The sequence below is a fragment of the Cryobacterium sp. RTC2.1 genome, from assembly GCF_035018685.1.
Lineage (GTDB): Bacteria > Actinomycetota > Actinomycetes > Actinomycetales > Microbacteriaceae > Cryobacterium > Cryobacterium glucosi.
This window is the reverse complement of record NZ_JASJXJ010000082.1, coordinates 1-16,541: the sequence shown is the minus strand read 5'-3', so window position 1 is coordinate 16,541 and position 16,541 is coordinate 1. Positions and strand designations below refer to the sequence as shown.

General features: G+C 63.5%; 18 protein-coding genes and 1 pseudogene. 15 read left to right on the top strand and 4 right to left on the bottom strand.

Translation table 11 applies throughout. The features are described from left to right. The 5 genes and pseudogenes from QN357_RS11400 to QN357_RS11380 form a co-directional block, all read left to right on the top strand. Positions 1-444 (top strand): annotated as a pseudogene (locus QN357_RS11400) (hypothetical protein); the annotation flags it as partial. 838 nt (positions 445-1,282) lie between these two features. After that, complete coding sequence (locus tag QN357_RS11395; protein ID WP_322136689.1) at positions 1,283-1,462, top strand: hypothetical protein; 180 nt, start codon at positions 1,283-1,285, stop codon at positions 1,460-1,462. Between the two features lie 86 nt (positions 1,463-1,548). Continuing rightward, positions 1,549-2,850: an FtsW/RodA/SpoVE family cell cycle protein gene (locus tag QN357_RS11390; RefSeq protein ID WP_322136688.1), complete on the top strand. Its 1,302-nt coding sequence runs from the start codon at positions 1,549-1,551 to the stop codon at positions 2,848-2,850. A gap of 432 nt (positions 2,851-3,282) precedes the next feature. Then, positions 3,283-4,488: an NRAMP family divalent metal transporter gene (locus QN357_RS11385; RefSeq protein ID WP_322140583.1), complete on the top strand. Its 1,206-nt coding sequence runs from the start codon at positions 3,283-3,285 to the stop codon at positions 4,486-4,488. A 483-nt stretch (positions 4,489-4,971) separates the two neighbouring features. Beyond that, positions 4,972-5,184 carry an NAD-dependent epimerase/dehydratase family protein gene (locus tag QN357_RS11380; protein ID WP_322136685.1) on the top strand — a complete coding sequence of 71 codons (213 nt, stop codon included), beginning with the start codon at positions 4,972-4,974 and terminating at the stop codon, positions 5,182-5,184. A gap of 215 nt (positions 5,185-5,399) precedes the next feature. Here the strand turns inward: QN357_RS11380 and QN357_RS11375 are convergent, their stop codons facing one another. Continuing rightward, positions 5,400-5,558 carry a hypothetical protein gene (locus QN357_RS11375; RefSeq protein WP_322136684.1) on the bottom strand — a complete coding sequence of 53 codons (159 nt, stop codon included), beginning with the start codon at positions 5,556-5,558 and terminating at the stop codon, positions 5,400-5,402. Between the two features lie 32 nt (positions 5,559-5,590). Here QN357_RS11375 and QN357_RS11370 point away from each other — a divergent pair, with 32 nt between their 5' ends. The 3 genes from QN357_RS11370 (at position 5,591) to QN357_RS11360 (ending at position 7,962) form a co-directional block, all read left to right on the top strand. Further along, entirely contained in the window at positions 5,591-6,169 is a 579-nt protein-coding gene (locus tag QN357_RS11370) for a helix-turn-helix domain-containing protein (protein WP_322189237.1), read from the top strand. 46 nt (positions 6,170-6,215) lie between these two features. Continuing rightward, positions 6,216-6,992, top strand: a complete 777-nt coding sequence (locus QN357_RS11365; protein WP_322140585.1) for an NAD-dependent epimerase/dehydratase family protein — start codon at positions 6,216-6,218, stop codon at positions 6,990-6,992. 331 nt (positions 6,993-7,323) lie between these two features. Further along, positions 7,324-7,962 (top strand): flavin reductase family protein, encoded by a 639-nt coding sequence (locus QN357_RS11360; RefSeq protein ID WP_322136682.1) that lies wholly within the window; start codon positions 7,324-7,326, stop codon positions 7,960-7,962. 566 nt (positions 7,963-8,528) lie between these two features. Here QN357_RS11360 and QN357_RS11355 read toward each other — a convergent pair. Next, the gene (locus QN357_RS11355; protein WP_322136681.1) at positions 8,529-9,134 is read right to left on the bottom strand and encodes a hypothetical protein; all 606 of its coding nucleotides are present in this window, start codon (positions 9,132-9,134) and stop codon (positions 8,529-8,531) included. A gap of 454 nt (positions 9,135-9,588) precedes the next feature. Between QN357_RS11355 and QN357_RS11350 the strand changes: the two genes are divergently transcribed. The 7 genes from QN357_RS11350 (at position 9,589) to QN357_RS11320 (ending at position 15,303) form a co-directional block, all read left to right on the top strand. Beyond that, positions 9,589-10,722 carry an acyl-CoA dehydrogenase family protein gene (locus QN357_RS11350; RefSeq protein WP_323504908.1) on the top strand — a complete coding sequence of 378 codons (1,134 nt, stop codon included), beginning with the start codon at positions 9,589-9,591 and terminating at the stop codon, positions 10,720-10,722. Positions 10,723-10,729: 7 nt separating this feature from the next. Then, the gene (locus tag QN357_RS11345) at positions 10,730-11,554 is read left to right on the top strand and encodes a phosphate/phosphite/phosphonate ABC transporter substrate-binding protein (protein ID WP_323504907.1); all 825 of its coding nucleotides are present in this window, start codon (positions 10,730-10,732) and stop codon (positions 11,552-11,554) included. Further along, positions 11,548-12,546 (top strand): radical SAM protein, encoded by a 999-nt coding sequence (locus tag QN357_RS11340; RefSeq protein WP_323504906.1) that lies wholly within the window; start codon positions 11,548-11,550, stop codon positions 12,544-12,546. The genes QN357_RS11345 and QN357_RS11340 overlap by 7 nt, the downstream gene beginning before the upstream one ends. 17 nt (positions 12,547-12,563) lie before the next feature. Beyond that, a complete protein-coding gene (locus QN357_RS11335; protein ID WP_323504905.1) occupies positions 12,564-13,109 on the top strand; it encodes a DoxX family protein in 546 nt (181 codons plus the stop codon). Then, the gene (locus QN357_RS11330) at positions 13,106-13,498 is read left to right on the top strand and encodes a hypothetical protein (RefSeq protein ID WP_323504904.1); all 393 of its coding nucleotides are present in this window, start codon (positions 13,106-13,108) and stop codon (positions 13,496-13,498) included. The genes QN357_RS11335 and QN357_RS11330 overlap by 4 nt, the downstream gene beginning before the upstream one ends. Before the next feature lie 241 nt (positions 13,499-13,739). After that, positions 13,740-14,180: a hypothetical protein gene (locus QN357_RS11325; RefSeq protein WP_322140886.1), complete on the top strand. Its 441-nt coding sequence runs from the start codon at positions 13,740-13,742 to the stop codon at positions 14,178-14,180. Positions 14,181-14,598: 418 nt separating this feature from the next. Then, positions 14,599-15,303 carry a TIGR04282 family arsenosugar biosynthesis glycosyltransferase gene (locus QN357_RS11320; protein ID WP_323504903.1) on the top strand — a complete coding sequence of 235 codons (705 nt, stop codon included), beginning with the start codon at positions 14,599-14,601 and terminating at the stop codon, positions 15,301-15,303. Positions 15,304-15,566: 263 nt separating this feature from the next. Here QN357_RS11320 and QN357_RS11315 read toward each other — a convergent pair whose 3' ends face one another. Both QN357_RS11315 and QN357_RS11310 read right to left on the bottom strand, forming a co-directional pair. After that, a complete protein-coding gene (locus tag QN357_RS11315) occupies positions 15,567-16,262 on the bottom strand; it encodes an alpha/beta hydrolase (RefSeq protein WP_323504902.1) in 696 nt (231 codons plus the stop codon). An 80-nt stretch (positions 16,263-16,342) separates the two neighbouring features. Continuing rightward, positions 16,343-16,541: hypothetical protein (locus tag QN357_RS11310; RefSeq protein WP_323504901.1), on the bottom strand; the 199-nt coding region annotated here is incomplete at its 5' end.

The window sequence follows — 16,541 nt, the reverse complement described above, 5'->3', positions numbered from 1 at the left end:
TATTCGGAGAAGATCGCGGTCGCTCCCGGATCTCATCGGATCTGCGCGTATGGGATCAACACTGGGGCGGGCGGCAATACTCAGTTGAACTGCAAGGACGTCGTTGTGCCTGTTGCGACGATCCCTGATCTGGGCAGGGCGCCGATTGGTGCGCTTGATGCGGCAACTGTCGCGAGCGACGGCGTGACTGTGTCGGGTTGGGCCATCGATCCGGACACGACCGCGTCCATCCGGGTGCATATTTACGTGGACGCGGTGGGTGCGGCGTTCATGGCGGACAAGGACCGTCCGGATGTTGGGGCGGTTTACCCGGTCTACGGTGGGGCGCATGGTTATTCGGAGAAGATCGCGGTCGCTCCCGGATCTCATCGGATCTGCGCGTATGGGATCAACACTGGGGCGGGCGGCAACACCCTGGTCGGGTGCCTTACGATCACGGTCTAAACGGCCGTACGCGGGGCGTACCCTGGTCACCGTTACAGGTAGCAGGGTCGAGGCCGGGAACGGGCGCCGCGTGCGTGGCCTCGCCCTGGACTCGTCATTGGACGGAGCTAGGGAACAGGCATTCGCGTTATTCTAAATGCCGTCCGTAGGAGAGCTTGGCTGACATTTGTATCGCTGGGGCCGGCCTTACCGTCATCGCCACGGCCTGGTGGTCGTGACCTCGCTCGGGGAAAGCCGGACGAAGCCGGGCAAAAACGCGCACAGCATCGAGGCAGTTTCTGTCGCTCGCGGCGAGTTCCTGGATTCACCTACGGGCACGCCGGGCGGGACGGAGGTGACGGTACGCACGCTGCGAACCCAATAGTGCGGATGTCGGCACGGCAGCTGCTACTACTTCGGCGGGACTCGACAGCCGGGTTGAAGACATCACTGCACGTGCCCTTTTTCGATCACACCGCGGACGGCCCTTTTCATTTTGAAAGTTCTTACACACGGCTTCGCGCTCGCGCGAACGGCTCGCGTTCTTAGAGACATCTCTCCGGCTGACGATTGCATATCCTGCGGGACAACCCCATCCAGGGGGCATGGGAGCATTAGTGTCGGAAATTGGCCTCAGTGAGTTTGCAGGGCGCTCCACCATAGTTGTGACGAGCGCCGCCTTGCGCGCTTTCGTACGGTGGCCTTTCGCTGCTGGCTGATGAACGGACTCTCCGATGACCTCTTCAACACCCGATGCCCGTCCGATCGCTCATCGTGGCGAGGCGAGTAAGCGTGTGCGTCGACGTCGGAGGATCCTGGTGTCGCGGGCGCGGGCGCGGTCGTTGTGATCGTTGGGCGGATGGCGGCCTTCGCGATCTACAGTTACAACGATCTGTCCAACCTCATCCACCGTTCGACGATCACGATGTCGACCGCGTCGGCAACGCCGGGGGTACCGCAGAATACCGGCGAGACGAAGGACGCCTACACCGACCGGGCCACTCCGCTGCAATCCGGGTCGATCCCGTGCGTCGAATAGGCCCGGTCACAGCATTACCCATTGACCGTGCGGCACGATTGCGCGGCGCGGTCCCCGGAGTTCGGACCCGGAATGTTGAACTGTTCTTGTTGCTGCTGGCCAGTGTCATTGTGCTCGGCAGTGTGCTGCTCGTGCAGCTGGGAGCTACCGGACACACTGATGCGGCGTTCATCGGTGTGAGCGCGACACTTCCAGCCCTGTCGCTCTTGACGCACGTGGTGATGCGGTTCGCGGCACCGTTATCTGATCCGTTCATTCTGCCGATTATGACCGTCCTCAGTGGGCTTGGGATCGCGGAAATTTATCGGATCGATCTTCATTACGGCTCTACCGGCTGGGCAAGTGCGAGCGTTCGACAAATCGTCTGGTGTGCGATCGCGGTCATTTGTGCACTGGTGACGCTATTGGTTGTACGGAACATTCAGCTCCTGCACCGATACACGTTCACCTTCGGGCTCATTGCCGTGGCCTTACTCGCGCTTCCCCTGGTACCCGGAATCGGAAGAGTCGTCTCCGGCGCTCGGGCCTGGATCAGCATCGGTTCGCTCAGTTTCCAGCCCGGGGAGATCGCGAAGATCGCTTTGGCGGTCTTCTTCGCAGGATACCTTGTGCGACACCGCGACGCGCTGTCGCTCTTGGGGAACAAACATCTCGGATTTCGATTTCCCCGCGTTCGCCATACGGGCCCGATCGTTTTGGTCTGGCTGCTCTCTATCCTTGTGGTGATCGCCCAACACAATCTCGGCCCTGGCCTGCTTTACTTCGGGATCTTTCTCGTCTTGATCTACGTTGCCACAGCACGGCTCAGCTGGCTCATCATCGGTGGTCTACTCATCGTGGCGGGCACCGCTGCTGGCAATGCCAGCCTCAGCTACGTGAACCTTCGGATCACTAACTGGTTCACCCCATTCGACACCCAGGTCTACAACGCGACCGGCGGAAGCTACCAGCTCGTCCAAGGTCTATTTGGCTTCGCGCACGGTGGCCTGATTGGCACTGGCCTTGGCCAAGGGCAGCCTTGGATCACCCCGGTCTCGCAAAGCGACTACATCTTCGCAAGCCTCGGTGAAGAACTCGGCCTCGCGGGGATCTTTGCCATTCTCTCCCTCTACCTTCTCTTCACCGCGCGCGGCCTGCGAATCGCGCACGACAGCGCCGACGACTTCAGCACTCTCCTCGCCGTCGGGCTTGCCTTTGTCGTCGCCCTGCAGACGTTCATCATCATCGGCGGACTTACCCGCATCATTCCACTCACCGGACTCACCACCCCCTGGCTCTCTGCCGGCGGATCCTCCGTCATCTCCAACTGGGTCATCGGGGCCCTCCTCCTACGAATCTCCAATCAACGCCGCCCATCACGCCAGCGGGCGGGACCTAAAAGTTCATGATCCGAGATGCCAGTGACCAAGCCCGGTTCACGTCTTGACAGATCCTCGGTTGCGTCCCGCGGAGCGGTGCACTTCCCGGTCTTGGGGCGTTGCCACTCTCGTAGGTCAGCAAGGCGTCGTGACCGGCCGCGGCCCGCGCAAAAGTCCTCGTGCGTTTCCACTATTTTAGGCGTGCCAGAATTCCTCTATGAGGCATTCCGTCTTTGCCAGGTCCCATCCAATGGTTCGCGTCCGCCCAGCGCGAGGGTGTGCCCTGTGCGCGTCCGATTTCGTCCGCCGGGCCCGGTGGTGATCCTCTTGGATACTAATGGGCTGCCTCTGACGCGGGAGGACGTGGCGCGTTCCTCTGACCGTGCCCGGGTCTCCCGGGCACGGCAGTCCAGTAAGGGGTATCACCTGGCGTGGCTGCTGGCCGGCCCGGGACTGCTGGTCATGCTGGGCGAAAATGACGGGCCAAGCATGGTCTCCTACGCCGCGGACGGGGCCAACTATGGCACGGGGTTCTTTCTGCCTTTCATCGTTGTTCTTTTCGCGATGTCTTACCTCTGTCAGGAAATGTCCATGCGGGTAGGCGCCGTGACCCATCGTGGCTACGGCGAACTGGTCCTGCAACGCTACGGTCGTCTCTGGGGGTGGTTCGGGGCAGTGGACCTCGTGCTCACAAATCTCGTCACCCTGGTCTCCGAGTTCGTCGCGATCCGGGTCGGTCTGGCCTTCTTCGGCCTGGGAGCGCCGGTCGCTGCCAGTCTGGGGATCGTGTTGGTCTTCCTGACCCTCGCCGGGGGACGGTACCGGCGGTGGGAAAGAATTGTTTTGGGACTGGCCATGTTCAACGGCCTGTTCCTGGTCGCCGCGATCATGGTGCACCCGGATCCGGGTGCCATCGGCGGAGCGTTCGCGACGTGGTCACCGTTTCCCTTTGATGGTCTCACCCCGCTGCTGCTGCTGCTGACTGCAACCATCGGTGCGACCGTCACACCATGGATGGTGTTCTTCCAGCAGAGCGCCTCGGCAGATAAGGGAATAACCCACCAGGACATTAGGCACGGCCGTCTGGACACGGCGGTCGGTGCAGGTTTGGCCGCGGTGTTTGGCTGCGCAGCCCTCATCGTCGGTGCGGCGCTGTTCGCTCATGGCGGCTCAGCGATCCAGGGTCTCGCGGGCGCTGGTTTCCCTGCCGCACTGAGCGCCGTGGCGGGAATGCCGGTGGGCGCGGTCTTTGCCCTGGGCCTAATCGAAGCCGGGGCCGTGGCGATCCTGACTATCTCAGCCAGCACCGCGTACGCCGCCGGTGAATGTATCGGGGTCTCGGCCAGCTTCAACAGTTCCCCCCGCGGCGCAGGCCTTTTCTACGGTGTCAATGTCACCTCGGCCTTGATCTCGGCGGCAGTGATCCTGATTCCTGGTGCGCCGTTGCTTGCCATTGCGCTGAACGCGAATGTGCTGGCCACTGTTCTTCTCCCAGTCACGCTGGTCTTCCTGATGATGTTAGCCAACGACCGTGAACTGATGGGCAAATGGGCCAACACACGCCTGACCAATATATTAGGAACCCTAGTGATCACTTTCATCGCGCTCTGCGCGGCGGGCTACGGAATCATCTCCTTCCTCCAGACCATCCACCTCATTCCGAACTAGTCACACGAACACGAATCCGAGTGCTCCGCAAACGACAAGGAACCCAGGTGAAAAGCTGCAACCATGACACGGAGGACCCTGCGGCGGTACTTGAACCGGGCCAACTGTCCACAGCAAAATCACGCCCGGTCCCCCCGGCTGTGCTGGGCCCCAGCACTCGGAAAGCCTTGTGGGCGTTAAGGATTTTCGTCTTACTGCTGGCCATCCTGGTCACCTACACCTTCATCGCCCCAATCATTAAGTAACCAAATTCAGGGGGATGCCCTCGGCACGCCATGACACGGTCATGTACGCCAAGGAACTTCGGGGCACGTCGATCAAGGTCAACGCTCGCGGCGCGCGCGCAGGTACTCGCCCAGCAGGTTCGGCGCGTTGGTCATTTCTCTACCGTAGGCCCGCGGTCACGGATGTTCCATGGTCCTGCCGCTCCCATGATTGAAGGGGCACTGGCTGGGCACAGCCTGGCGCGGAAGAGTTATCACTATGACCACACATCACGTACTCGTCACCGGCGGGTCCGGCTTCATCGCCGGCCACATCATCTTGCAGCTTCTCGAGCAGGGCCATGTGGTGCGAACCACCGTCCGCTCACTCGCCAAGGAGGGATCCGTGCGTTCCGTGCTCGCCGACGCGGGCTTGGTGCACGGCGAAAACCTCAGCTTCGTCGTCGCCGACCTGCTCAAGAACGCCGGATGACCGGAGGCCGTCGCCGGAGTGGACCACGTACTGCACGTGGCATCCCCCGTGCTACCCGGGCATCTCAAGAACGAGGCCGACCTTATCGTGCCGGCACGGGAGGGCGCGCTGCGGGTCCTGCGTGCGGCCCGCGTGTTGTACGTCTCCGTGGGTGACGATGAGGCCGGGGTTGTGCGTCACGTGGGTTGACGATGGGGTTGTCCACGTCGGCAGCATCATCGTGACGAGCGGCGATGGTCGCGGACGAACGCCCGGGCCGTGATCGTCACGATGATCTTGGCCGGGCTGCTCGGCACGTTGACGGCGACCGCCGCACCCTCAACACGAGGTGGCCCCTTCCCCGGCCAGGTGTGGTAGTCAAGAGTTACTGGCATGACCTTGTGGCAGCAGAACGGAGCTGGACGCGATGATCGTGGTCGCCTCGCCGGAGCAGGCCGAGGCCCTGCTCGACGCGGGGCAGCTGGGCTGTCCCGGCTGTCCCGGGGCGTTGCGCCCGCACGGGTATGGCCGCATCCGCAGGGTGCGCAGCCTCGACGAGGCACCGGTCACGGTGCGACCCCGCTGTGCCCGCTGCCCGGAGTGCGCAGCTACGCACGTGCTGCTGCCCGCAGCGCTGGTGCTGCGCCGGGCGGACACGGCCGAGGTGATCGGCACTGCCCTGGCTGCGAAGGCCCGCGGCGACGGGCACCGCCGGGTCGCGGCCCAGTTGGGCCGCCCGGTCTCCACGGTGCGCCGCTGGCTGCGTCGGGCACGGGAAGCACACGCCGACTGGTTGCATGAACAGGGTGTGCAGCACGCGTACCGTGCCGATCCTGACATCCTGAGCCGCGATCTGGTCTGGCCGACTCCGCTCGGGGACGCGCTGAACCTCCTCGCCGGCGCGGCGCTGGCCTGCCGGCAGCGTTGGGACTGCCCGCTGCCGGTGTGGACGCTGATCGGAATGTTCACCCGCGGCCGGCTCCTCCCCGCGCCCTTGCGCACCTGAGATCCCGCGCCGAGGCGCTTCCGCATGCCCGAAAACCGCCGTCATCGTGACGACCGTCACGATAGACGCCGTCATCGCTGACGACGACCACGTCACCGTGCCGCCCACACCCCCAATTCTCATCGTCAATCAGGATGACGCCTCATCGTCATTCAACGTGACGGACAACACCCGCGACGCCGGCGTGCAGCGTGTCGTGCTCACCTCCGCGTTTCATGCGGTGAGCTGGGGACACCCACACAATGGCCACGTCTTCACCGAGGACGACTGGACCATCCTTGACGGCCCGGGCGTCGACGCATACGGTAAGAGCAAAACACTCGCCGAGCGCGCCGCCTGGCAATTCATGGCTGACGAGGGAGGTGCCATGACACTTGCCACGCTCCCCGTGGCGGTGATGGGACCGGTAATGGGCGACGACGTCTCGGGGGCGAACCGCATAGTCCAGACTATGCTTGAGGGCCGGATGCCTGGCTTCCCCGATCTCTATATCCCCATCGTTGACGTACGCGACGTGGCGATAGCGCACATCCTCGCGATGACGGCGGCGGATGCCGCCGGGCAGCGTCTCCTGCTCTCGAACGGTCCCGCCATCCCGATGCAGCAGATCGGAGCCGTCATCAAGGCGCATCTCGGTGTTGACGCGCGGCACGTGCCCACCCGGTCGCTCGCCGACATGCCCGGTGTTCCCGACCTCGGCTACTCGAAGAAGACTTCGAACGACAAGGCGCGCCGCGTGTTGGGTTGGACGCCGCGCGACCCGCGCAAAGCCATCGTGGCCGCCGCCGAGAGCATGGTGAGGAAGGGATTCGTCACCCGGTAATGTCGCCGGCTGACGCGTTCGCCCGGCATCGAGGGCAAACGTGCGCGCATCGAAGGCACACCTTCAGCGACTACTGCCCGCAGTGATACAAGCCCTTGGGGAAGCCGATGGTGCGCAGTTCGGGATCCAAATTTTCACATTGCCTGGTGTGTTCGGCTGTGCTATCGGCCTCACTGCTCCCGTGGAGCGCGATTGCTTGCGATCTCGATGGCGTGACTCTGTGACGTCGGATATCCGCCAGCACCGGGATATCGGGTCGGAAAGAATCGAAGTGAAGCTCGCACCGACGAGCCCTACCAGCCCTCGCTCGCCCCCGCACCGAAGGAAGCCCATGCCGACGCACACCGTGATTGATCCTGCCATCCTCTACTTCGGAACACCCGTTGCGCTTCTCAGTACGATCGACCGCGACGGTGCCACTAATACGTCCCCGATGTCGTCCGTTTTCTGGCTTGGCCAGACTGCCCTCCTTGGCATGGGCGCCCGGTCCTTGACTGCACAGAACCTTCTCGACACCCGCGAGTGCGTCATTAACCTCCCCACTGCCGAACTAGTCGAGGCGGTAGACAGGATAGCGTTGACGACCGGTCGCATGCCCGTCCCTCCTGGCAAGGCTGGCGTTGGCTATCGATACGAGCCCGACAAGATAGCCTGTGCCGGTTTGCATGCCCGACCTGGTGACACCGTCCGAGCGGAACGGATCGACGAATGCCCGGTTAATCTCGAAGCCCGCATCGTTCATTCGCGTCCCCTCGAGAAAGATGACCCGGCCGATGGCGACACGTTCATTTTCGAAGCCAGGATCACGAGGGTGCATGTCCACGAGTCGATCCGCGTGAAAGGGTCGAAGAATCGTATCGATCCGAACTTGTGGCGGCCTCTGATCATGAATTTTCAGCGTTTTTACGGACTCGGCGACGAGTTGCATCCCTCGCGTTTGGCTCAGACGGACGAGGAGTGGTACCGCTAATGGCGCCCTGACAGCTCATCTCGCCAACGAGAAGCCCTGGCGCCTTGCCGAATCGGTGATCAGGAATGCGACGAAATGCCCTAACCGGGCCGTCTGAACACGGCAAAACGCGATCGAGAAGTGCCGAACGTCGGTGTCGTTCGTGGAACTGGACGGGCATTCTATTGTTGTGAGTGCAGGTTACGCACGTGGAGCCAGATCGTGATGGCGAAGAGTGGAATGTGGCGTGCCGGAAGATTTCTGGCAAACCAGACTGGCAGGTACGTCGGTGGCTGAGCCGCGTTCATCGCCCAGCGACTTTGCGAATCCCGTCAGCGGGCACCTCCCTGCACCGGCGATGAAAACCATTGACTCAGCGCCGATGATCGTCGAAAAGCGGCATCGGCGGTCTCCGGCGAGACTGCAACGGATGACGGATTAGAAGCCGCGATGGTTCGAGCAATCGGCGACGCCGTCTTGATGTGGTGGACATCGATGGCTTGGCTCGGGCATCTCGGAGCGTTTGGAGATCTTGGAGTCGAGCTTGGTGAAGGACTCGCACCGAAGCCCTGAACATTTTCCGTGGCTCAAAGATCACCAAGTCCGTCATCGTCCGTTCGATTGTGCAATGCGATCCGGATGGCATCTCGCAGCAATCCGTCTTGCCTCTCAGCCTCGACTCGCGCAGCGTCGATTTCGGCGTATGCCTTCATTCCCGCGTCGCACACTTTGGGGATTTTTGCTTGGAGGATCTGTTTTCTTACCGTGTCCTCGTCGGCTTTGTTGCAGGCGTTCCAAGCGTTCAGTACGGATCGTCGAGCGATGGCTTCTGCGCGCCCGGATAAAGCGAATCGATCGGTTGATTCGTACTGTTGAGGGATATCGACACCTTCGATCTTGCCCATGTTTAGTACGGCGCTTCTGTGCTGGCTCCGTTGGGCGATGAAAGTCAAAATATCGGCGTAGAGGAGCATCTGCTTTTCCAGCAGCCGCGCCTGCCTATCTGCCGTGATCGTGCGCTTCAGAGAGGCGTCCGAATTCTCCCCAGCGCGCTTTGTAGCTCGACTGGTATTCCAGAAACCGAACAATGCCACTACCAGCACGGCCAACGGCGGGAGCCACACTGAGACTGGCACGCCGATGATCGACCCGGCAGCGGGCGCTTTCGATAGGGCCGTTGTAAGGATGTCCATTCGGACAGCGTAGCGACGCGCTTTCCATCATTTGACTATGGTCTCGGCTACCTTTGCGGTCAAAGGAGAAGCATGAAGATCGCACCACCCCGGGGTTCGACGACCGGCTGAGGCTCGGCACTCATACGCCGACCGTCGGGATCCTGATCTGCGGCCACCGAAACGACTCGACGCTCCGGTACGCGCTCGGCCGTGCAGGATCCCCAATGGCCGTCGCGACCTATACCTATGACGGCTTTCCCGACGCGGAGAAACGAGCACTTCCTCCTGCCGAACGGTTGCTTGCCGCGTTCAACCGCCGGTCGATGCGATGGCAGTCAGCAATGAGCCCCCCGCACCGTTAGACACTCGTAACTATTTTCTTGCAGCCCTGACATTCCTGTGGGGGATACTGAGCTGGTCGATCCCGCTTGAGCGGTGTCGAAAAAATTGAGCAACGATGCCAGGAGACCGGATGACCATGACGCAGTCGACCATCCAAGAAGCTGTAGCGCGGGTAACGGCAGTAGCCGCCGCTCACGCCCAACAGGTTGATGCCGATGGCAGCTACCCTGTTGATTCAGTCGCGGCACTCAGGTCGAGCGGGCTGCTCGGCCTGGTGATCAGCGAGGACGCTGGCGGCATGGGGGCCGGGCCGGTCGAGTTCACGGAGGTGCTGAGCGCAATTGCGGTGGCGTGCGGCTCTACCGCGATGATCTACCTGATGCATGTCGCGGCCGCGGTGACGGTGGCATCCGCCCCGCCTGCCGCGATGCCGGAACTTCTCTCGCGGATGGCTTCGGGCGAGGTGCTCGGTACGCTCGCGTTCAGTGAGAAGGGGTCGCGATCGCACTTTTGGGCTCCCGTGTCCGAGTCGGTAGTCGACGGGGCTGGCCTTCGCTTCACGGCCTATAAAAGCTGGGTGACCTCGGCCGGGTACGCCGACGTGTACGTGATGTCGTCGAAAAGCGCGGTCGACCCGGAGACCGTCGACCTGTATGCGATCCCGGCTATAACGCCGGGTTTGGATATCGCCGGTCCGTGGAGCGGACTGGGGCTGCGCGGCAATGCGTCGAGCCCGATGACGGTAGCGATCACTATTCCGTCCAGTTATCGTCTCGGTGAGCCGGGCAGCGGGTTCGGCACGATGATGGCCACCGTGCTTCCCTGGTTCAACCTGGGCAACTCCGCAGTGTCGCTCGGGCTCTGCACCGCAGCTGTTGATGCCGCGGTCGCACACGTGACCGGTGCCCGGCTGGAGCACCTGGACCAGGCTCTGTCCGCGTTACCTACGATTCGGGCACAAATTGCGAAGATGAGCATCGCGTTGATGGCGCAGAAGTCCTACCTTGCACAGGCGGCCGCGAAAGTGGCGAACCCAGCCGAGGACACTCCGCTGTTCGTGCTCGGGGTGAAGGCCTCCGCGAACGATGCCGCGTTGATGATCACCGAATCGGCGATGCGGGTGTGTGGCGGAGCGGCGTTCTCAAAACACCTACCTATCGAGCGGGCCTTCCGGGATGCGCGTGCGGGGTCGGTCATGGCCCCGACCGCCGACGTGCTTTACGACTTCTACGGGAAGGCTGTCACCGGCCTTCCGCTGTTCTGAGCGCCTGATGTCGAAACTCGTCGGAGCGCCCCTGCTCATTGGAGCGGTCGCTTACACGCCCAACGTTGTTCCCATCTGGGAAGGCATTCGCGAATATTTCGATGAACCGGATACGGCGATGGATTTCCTGTTGTTTTCGAACTATGGCCGCTTGGTCGACGCGCTGCAAGCGGGGATGATCGACATCGCCTGGAACACGAATCTTGCGTATGCGCGGTCCGTGCTTCAGACCGACGGGCACGTGCGGCCACTGGCCATGCGCGACACGGACGCCACATTTTCGACGGTGTTCGTCGCGGCCTCGGGAAGCGGCTGGTCCGGACCCGGCGATATCGCGACCCGGCGCCTGGCACTCGGATCGGCAGACTCAGCGCATGCCGCGATTCTGCCCTTGCACTATCTGCGCGAAGCCGGAGTGGATGTCGATCACCTGCACATTCAGCGCTTCAACAGTGACATCGGCAAGCACGGTGACACCGGTCGCAGTGAGCTGGACGCGATCGATGCGGTGCTTGCCGGTGACGCTGATGTCGCTGCGATCGGTATCACGGTGTGGGAGAACATCGGCCGCGGCGACCTGATGCCGGGCATGCTGGAGCCGGTCTGGCAGACCGAAACCTACTCGCACTGCATGTTCACCGCCCTCGACACCTTGCCCGAGTCGGTCTACGCACCGTGGGTGGCGAAGCTGCTCGCGATGGACTGGGAGGTGCCGGCGCACCGTCGCATCCTCGAACTGGAGGGTCTGACCCGATGGGTCGAACCACACCTCGAGGGCTACAACGGATTGTTTGCGGCGCTCAAGGAACAGGGCGTCGACGCCCGATGGTAATCATGGCGCTGATGCGCACCGTGGAGCAAATGGCCGAAGGCGACACGGCACAGTTTGCGGTCGCGTCGGCGAGCGAACTGGAACTCGTGCGCCGATGGTGCCAGAAAACAGGCAACACCCTCGTCAGCACTTTGATGGTCGAGCAGGACACCGGCCACGTGACCGTGTGCCGAGGCCGGCCACGCAACCCCGGCAGCATGATCCCCGCCGACCGGATGCCCGGAGCGCGGCTCTGGCTCTATACCAACTTTCACTGCAACCTGGCCTGCGACTATTGCTGCGTCGCGTCGTCGCCGAAGACCGATCCGCGTCTGCTCGGCATCGACAATATTCAGGCACTCGTCACCGAGGCCGCCAACTGGGGCGTCAAGGAGCTCTATCTCACCGGCGGCGAGCCGTTCCTACTGCCGGACATCGACGTCATCGTGCGAGCCTGCGTCGACCGGCTGCCGACCACACTACTGACCAACGGGATGCTGTTCCGCGGCCACGGGCTGCGCAAACTACAGGCGATGCCACGTCAAGGCTTCGCGCTCCAAATCAGTGTGGACTCACCCACCCCCGAGGTACACGATTCCCACCGCGGTGTCGGCAGCTGGAAACGGGCACTCGCCGGCATCCGAGTCGCACTCGACGAAGGATTCACTGTGCGGGTCGCCGCGACGATCTCGGCGCACGACGACCCGGCCCTCGATCAGCTGCACGCGCTATTCGACGGGCTTGGGATCCCGCGAGCCGACCAGGTCATCCGCCCCATCGCGCTGCAAGGCGTCGCCGAAGAGGGGGTCGCATTCACGCGCGAATCACTGATCCCCGAGGTGACCGTGACGGCGGACGGTATCTACTGGCATCCCGTCGCCGCCCGTGACGAAAACGCGCTCGTGAGTCGCCAGATACTCCCCCTGGCTCCCGCGCTCGACCGGGTCAGCGAACTCTTCACCCAACAGTGGTCATCGGCAACGTCCGCCACATCGATGTTCGCCTGCGCCTGAAACGAAAGGAGAACACCATGACCACCACCCGCACCACCGCACCGACACATATCAACCAGATTGATTCCGGGCGTCTCACTCGCGCGGTGCTCGCCGCCGTGCGGATCGCCGTGGGGTTGATGTGGCTACAGAATGTGAACTGGAAACGCCCGCCCGACTTCGGGCAAGCCGCGCACGACGGCCTCTACCAGTACACCGCTGACGCCGTGGAGCATCCGGTGCTCGGAGCTTTCAGCTGGCTGGTACAGAATGTCATCTTCCCCAACTTCGCGCTCTTCGGCTGGGGTGTGCTGATCGCGGAATTCTGCCTCGGCGCGTTCCTGCTCGTGGGATTCCTGACACGCTTCTGGGCGGCCATCGGCATTCTCCAGACCATCGCCATCACTCTCTCGGTGCTGAACACCCCCGGGGAGTGGCAATGGAGCTACTACCTGATGTTCGCAGCGCAATTCGTCCTCCTGGCAACCGCCGCCGGAAGGATCGCCGGCGTTGACGGACTGCTAAGACCGCGGTGGTCGCTCGGCTCAGGCCGGCCGAGTCGGATCGCGATGGCCCTCTCATGAGCGCCACCCCACGCACCGGTAGTACAGCGTCCACCTCAGCAATCTGGCGCACCCGCGGCCTGATCGTCGCCGGTTTCACCGCGCTCAGCTCGTTGTTCTCGCTGCTTGACTACACACCGCTACAGTTCACATCGGTCAACCTTGTGCAAGCACTCGTCCTGGTCGCACTCGGTGCCCTCGCCGCGCTCGGCTGTGCACTGCGAATGCCCGCGCTCCTGCTTACAGCCGGCGCGATCCTCATCGTCGTCGGACTGGTGCGCCTCGCCACCTACGCTGCGACTATCGGCATCATCTCCGGCTCTGTCAACGCCGCCGCCCTCATGACCGGACTCGGCACCGCCCTCACCGCCATTTGGATCACCTCACGGCCGATGCCAAAACGTGGTTGAAGACACCACGGTTGATTGGCAGGTCCAACAGGCCCATCGTCACGACCACCAGCGCACTCCGAACCTGAAACGGTGCGAGCCACGCATCCCCCCTCGAAAGCCCTTTGCGGTGAGTGGGCAGGCCCCGAACAACCCTCTACAGGGTTGCCACGCGATGCAGCATCAGCACGATCAGAAGCCACAAGCGACAGCGTTCGGAGGCGTCGGGGCCGGGCGTAGCCTGCCAAGCATGAAACGGGACGTGGACGAGGACCTGAAGGGCGCGGAGTTCCGCGAGTGCAACCTGAACAGCACCCGTCTGATCGGCGTGGTTATGCAGGGCGCCGTGATCGACGGGCTGGTGACCAACCTCGTTGTGAACGGCGTCGAAGTCATGGAGAACGTCGAGGCTGAGCTCGACCGTCCTCACCCGGTCCGCCGACTCATCAGATCGGACGACCTGGCCGACGTTCGCCGAGGGTGGCGGCAGCTGCGCACCGGCTGGGCGGCGACCGTGGCGCGCATGCGGCAGTCGCCGGGCATCGAGCACGAGCGCGTGAACGACGAGTGGTCGGCTGTGCAAACGCTGCGCCACCTGGTCTTCGTCCACGACTCGTGGTTTCGGCGCTGCTGTCTCGGGTCGACCGACCGATTCACTCCGATGGGGCTCGGCATCGACTCTGTGCCCGGCCGCGAGGAGTAGGGTCTCGACCCATCGGCGAACCCGACGCTCGACGAGGTGCTGGCGCGCCCAGAGCCCATTGTCGGGCAGGCAGTGTCGGGCAGTCACCGTCGGGCCAGAATAGGTGGTACGTGGTTAGAGACGAGGGGGGCGATGAGATCGACAGGGTTCAAGGCGACCTCGGTTCTTGCTAGCGCGGGCGGACTCCTCACCAATAGCGGAGTCGACGACGCGGTCGACGTGCTGCTTATGATTGTGGCGACCTCGGCGTCGGGCTCGAACGTTCACCCCGAGGTAGTCAACGCCGCCCGGCCCCCTCTCGCGCGTGAGGATCGGGCAATCGAGGCCGAGATCGGTCGGCCTGCCCATCGTGTGGCAGCGACATGAACACCGTGACCCTGATCGGCGACATGTCTGCCCTGCTGCATGGGGCTCGGCGATGACGGCCGTCGTGGTGATCGCCAAGGAGTGCCTGCCCGGTCGGGTGAAGACCAGGCTGCACCCGCCGCTCAGCCTCGAGCAGGCGGCGCTGCTCGCGGCGGCAAGCCTCGACGACACGCTCGCGGCCGTTCGGGCTCTCCCGGCGACGCGTCGCATCCTCGCCTTCGACGGTGTCACGCCGCCGGTCGCCGCCGACGCCTTCGAGATCCTGCCCCAGACGTCCGGCCGTCTCGACGCACGCCTCGCGGCCATCTTCGACTCCCTCGACGAACCCACCCTCCTCATCGGCATGGACACACCCCAGGTCACCACGGCGCTGCTCGAGCCAGTCTTCACCGACTGGGACGACACAACGGATGCCTGGTTCGGCCCAGCGAACGACGGCGGCTTCTGGGCGCTCGCGCTCGGCGACCCGCGCGGCCTGCTGTCGCGTCGCGTGCAGTCGAGCGGCGTGCTGTCGCGTGGCGACCTGATCCGCGGCATCCCGATGTCCCAGGACGACACCGGCGCCCGGCAGCTCGCCCGCCTGCACGAGGCCGGGCTCCGGGTGCGGCGGCTCCCACACCTCACCGACGTCGACACGGTCGCCGATGCCGACCGGGTGGCGGCCCTCGCCCCCGGGGGCCGGTTCGCGGCGAGCCTCGCCACGATGCGGCCCGCGGTGCCAGGCAGGCCCGACGCGGGGCTGACACCGAGCGGGTAGGAGCTGTCGCCGGGCCAGTGATGCATCCGACCTCGCTAGTGTCCTGCGCCGTTAGCGTTAGTTCGTTGTAGAAGTCTGCTGAGGGATTCGAGGATCTGTTCGGCGGGCTTGGTCCAGATGAATGACTTCGGGTTCTCGTTCCAACCCTTGACCCATTTGCGGATGTCGGATTCGAGGGCTTGAAGGTTTTGCCGAGGCGTCCCGGACACACGCGGGCCCGGTGGTTGAACGTTGTCTGGCGGCATCACATGGCTACGGTTCAGCTATTCAGCTGACTCGAGCCATGTGTCTACGGCGTCTCGTGCGGCGGCGGGCCGTTCATGGAACAGGAAGTGGCCGGCGCCCTCGATGATGGTGAATGTGGCTGCGGGCATTGCGGCGGTTGTCTCTGCGGCGGCGGCGAGGGGGATGAGGCGATCTGCAGCCCCATGGATGATCGCCGTGGGACACGTTATCGACGGCAGCATCGAGCGGAGGTCAGAGCGCTGAACGACAGCACGCTGTTGGCGCAGGAAGGCGCCCGGGCCAACTGGCGCTGTCATGGCCCGCCATGTGGCCAGCAGCGCCTGGTCAGACTCGTTGTTGGCTGCGACGACGCCGGGGAAGGCGGCGTCGACGAGGGCGTCGAAATGCCCGTCCTCGACGAGTGCGGATTGGCTGGACCGCGCCTTGACCTGCTCTGTGGTGTCGGCTCGGGCGGACGTGCTGACGAGGGCGAGGGCGGTGACTCGGTCGGGTGCTTGCCGGACGACTTCCAAGGCGACGTACCCTCCCATGCTGGTACCAAGAATGGCGAATTCTCCGGCGTTCTCGCGGAGAATCCGTTCAGCCATTGCCGCGATCGTGTCGTCATGGCGGGTATCGGCAATGGTGACCTGACCGTGGGACCAGACAGTGTCGATCACCGGCGCGTAAGCGAGGGGGGAGCAGAGCAGCGGCGGAACCAGGACGATCTTCATGAATCCATTCTCACCAGACCCACCGACAGTCAAGTCGAACGCCACCTCGTAACGTCCAGTTGGATGAGGCAAGCGTGAGTTCATTTGGCTTGTTCTGCCTGGATGGTTGAGGTTGGTGCGTCGATCCAGGCCGCGGCTGGGGAGGCGAGGAACTTTGGCTCGCCTCTGGTGCTGAAACGCTCGCGGTTCCCCTTACGGGTCAGTGAACCGTCCCGGTTTTCCTGCCGCTTTCTTTCTGGTGAAAGGATTCGGATATGCCCAAGAAACACCCAACAGAGG

What these genes read in the sequence shown, in the direction of transcription:
- QN357_RS11315 (WP_323504902.1), bottom strand. Translation starts at nt 16,262, where the DNA reads ATGAAGATCGTCCTGGTTCCGCCGCTGCTCTGCTCCCCCCTCGCTTAC.
- QN357_RS11345 (WP_323504907.1), top strand. Translation starts at nt 10,730, where the DNA reads ATGTCGAAACTCGTCGGAGCGCCCCTGCTCATTGGAGCGGTCGCTTAC.
- QN357_RS11330 (WP_323504904.1), top strand. Translation starts at nt 13,106, where the DNA reads ATGAGCGCCACCCCACGCACCGGTAGTACAGCGTCCACCTCAGCAATC.
- QN357_RS11340 (WP_323504906.1), top strand. Translation starts at nt 11,548, where the DNA reads ATGGTAATCATGGCGCTGATGCGCACCGTGGAGCAAATGGCCGAAGGC.
- QN357_RS11380 (WP_322136685.1), top strand. Translation starts at nt 4,972, where the DNA reads ATGACCACACATCACGTACTCGTCACCGGCGGGTCCGGCTTCATCGCC.
- QN357_RS11355 (WP_322136681.1), bottom strand. Translation starts at nt 9,134, where the DNA reads ATGGACATCCTTACAACGGCCCTATCGAAAGCGCCCGCTGCCGGGTCG.
- QN357_RS11350 (WP_323504908.1), top strand. Translation starts at nt 9,589, where the DNA reads ATGACCATGACGCAGTCGACCATCCAAGAAGCTGTAGCGCGGGTAACG.
- QN357_RS11370 (WP_322189237.1), top strand. Translation starts at nt 5,591, where the DNA reads ATGATCGTGGTCGCCTCGCCGGAGCAGGCCGAGGCCCTGCTCGACGCG.
- QN357_RS11320 (WP_323504903.1), top strand. Translation starts at nt 14,599, where the DNA reads ATGACGGCCGTCGTGGTGATCGCCAAGGAGTGCCTGCCCGGTCGGGTG.
- QN357_RS11335 (WP_323504905.1), top strand. Translation starts at nt 12,564, where the DNA reads ATGACCACCACCCGCACCACCGCACCGACACATATCAACCAGATTGAT.
- QN357_RS11375 (WP_322136684.1), bottom strand. Translation starts at nt 5,558, where the DNA reads ATGCCAGTAACTCTTGACTACCACACCTGGCCGGGGAAGGGGCCACCT.
- QN357_RS11360 (WP_322136682.1), top strand. Translation starts at nt 7,324, where the DNA reads ATGCCGACGCACACCGTGATTGATCCTGCCATCCTCTACTTCGGAACA.
- QN357_RS11395 (WP_322136689.1), top strand. Translation starts at nt 1,283, where the DNA reads ATGGCGGCCTTCGCGATCTACAGTTACAACGATCTGTCCAACCTCATC.
- QN357_RS11385 (WP_322140583.1), top strand. Translation starts at nt 3,283, where the DNA reads ATGCTGGGCGAAAATGACGGGCCAAGCATGGTCTCCTACGCCGCGGAC.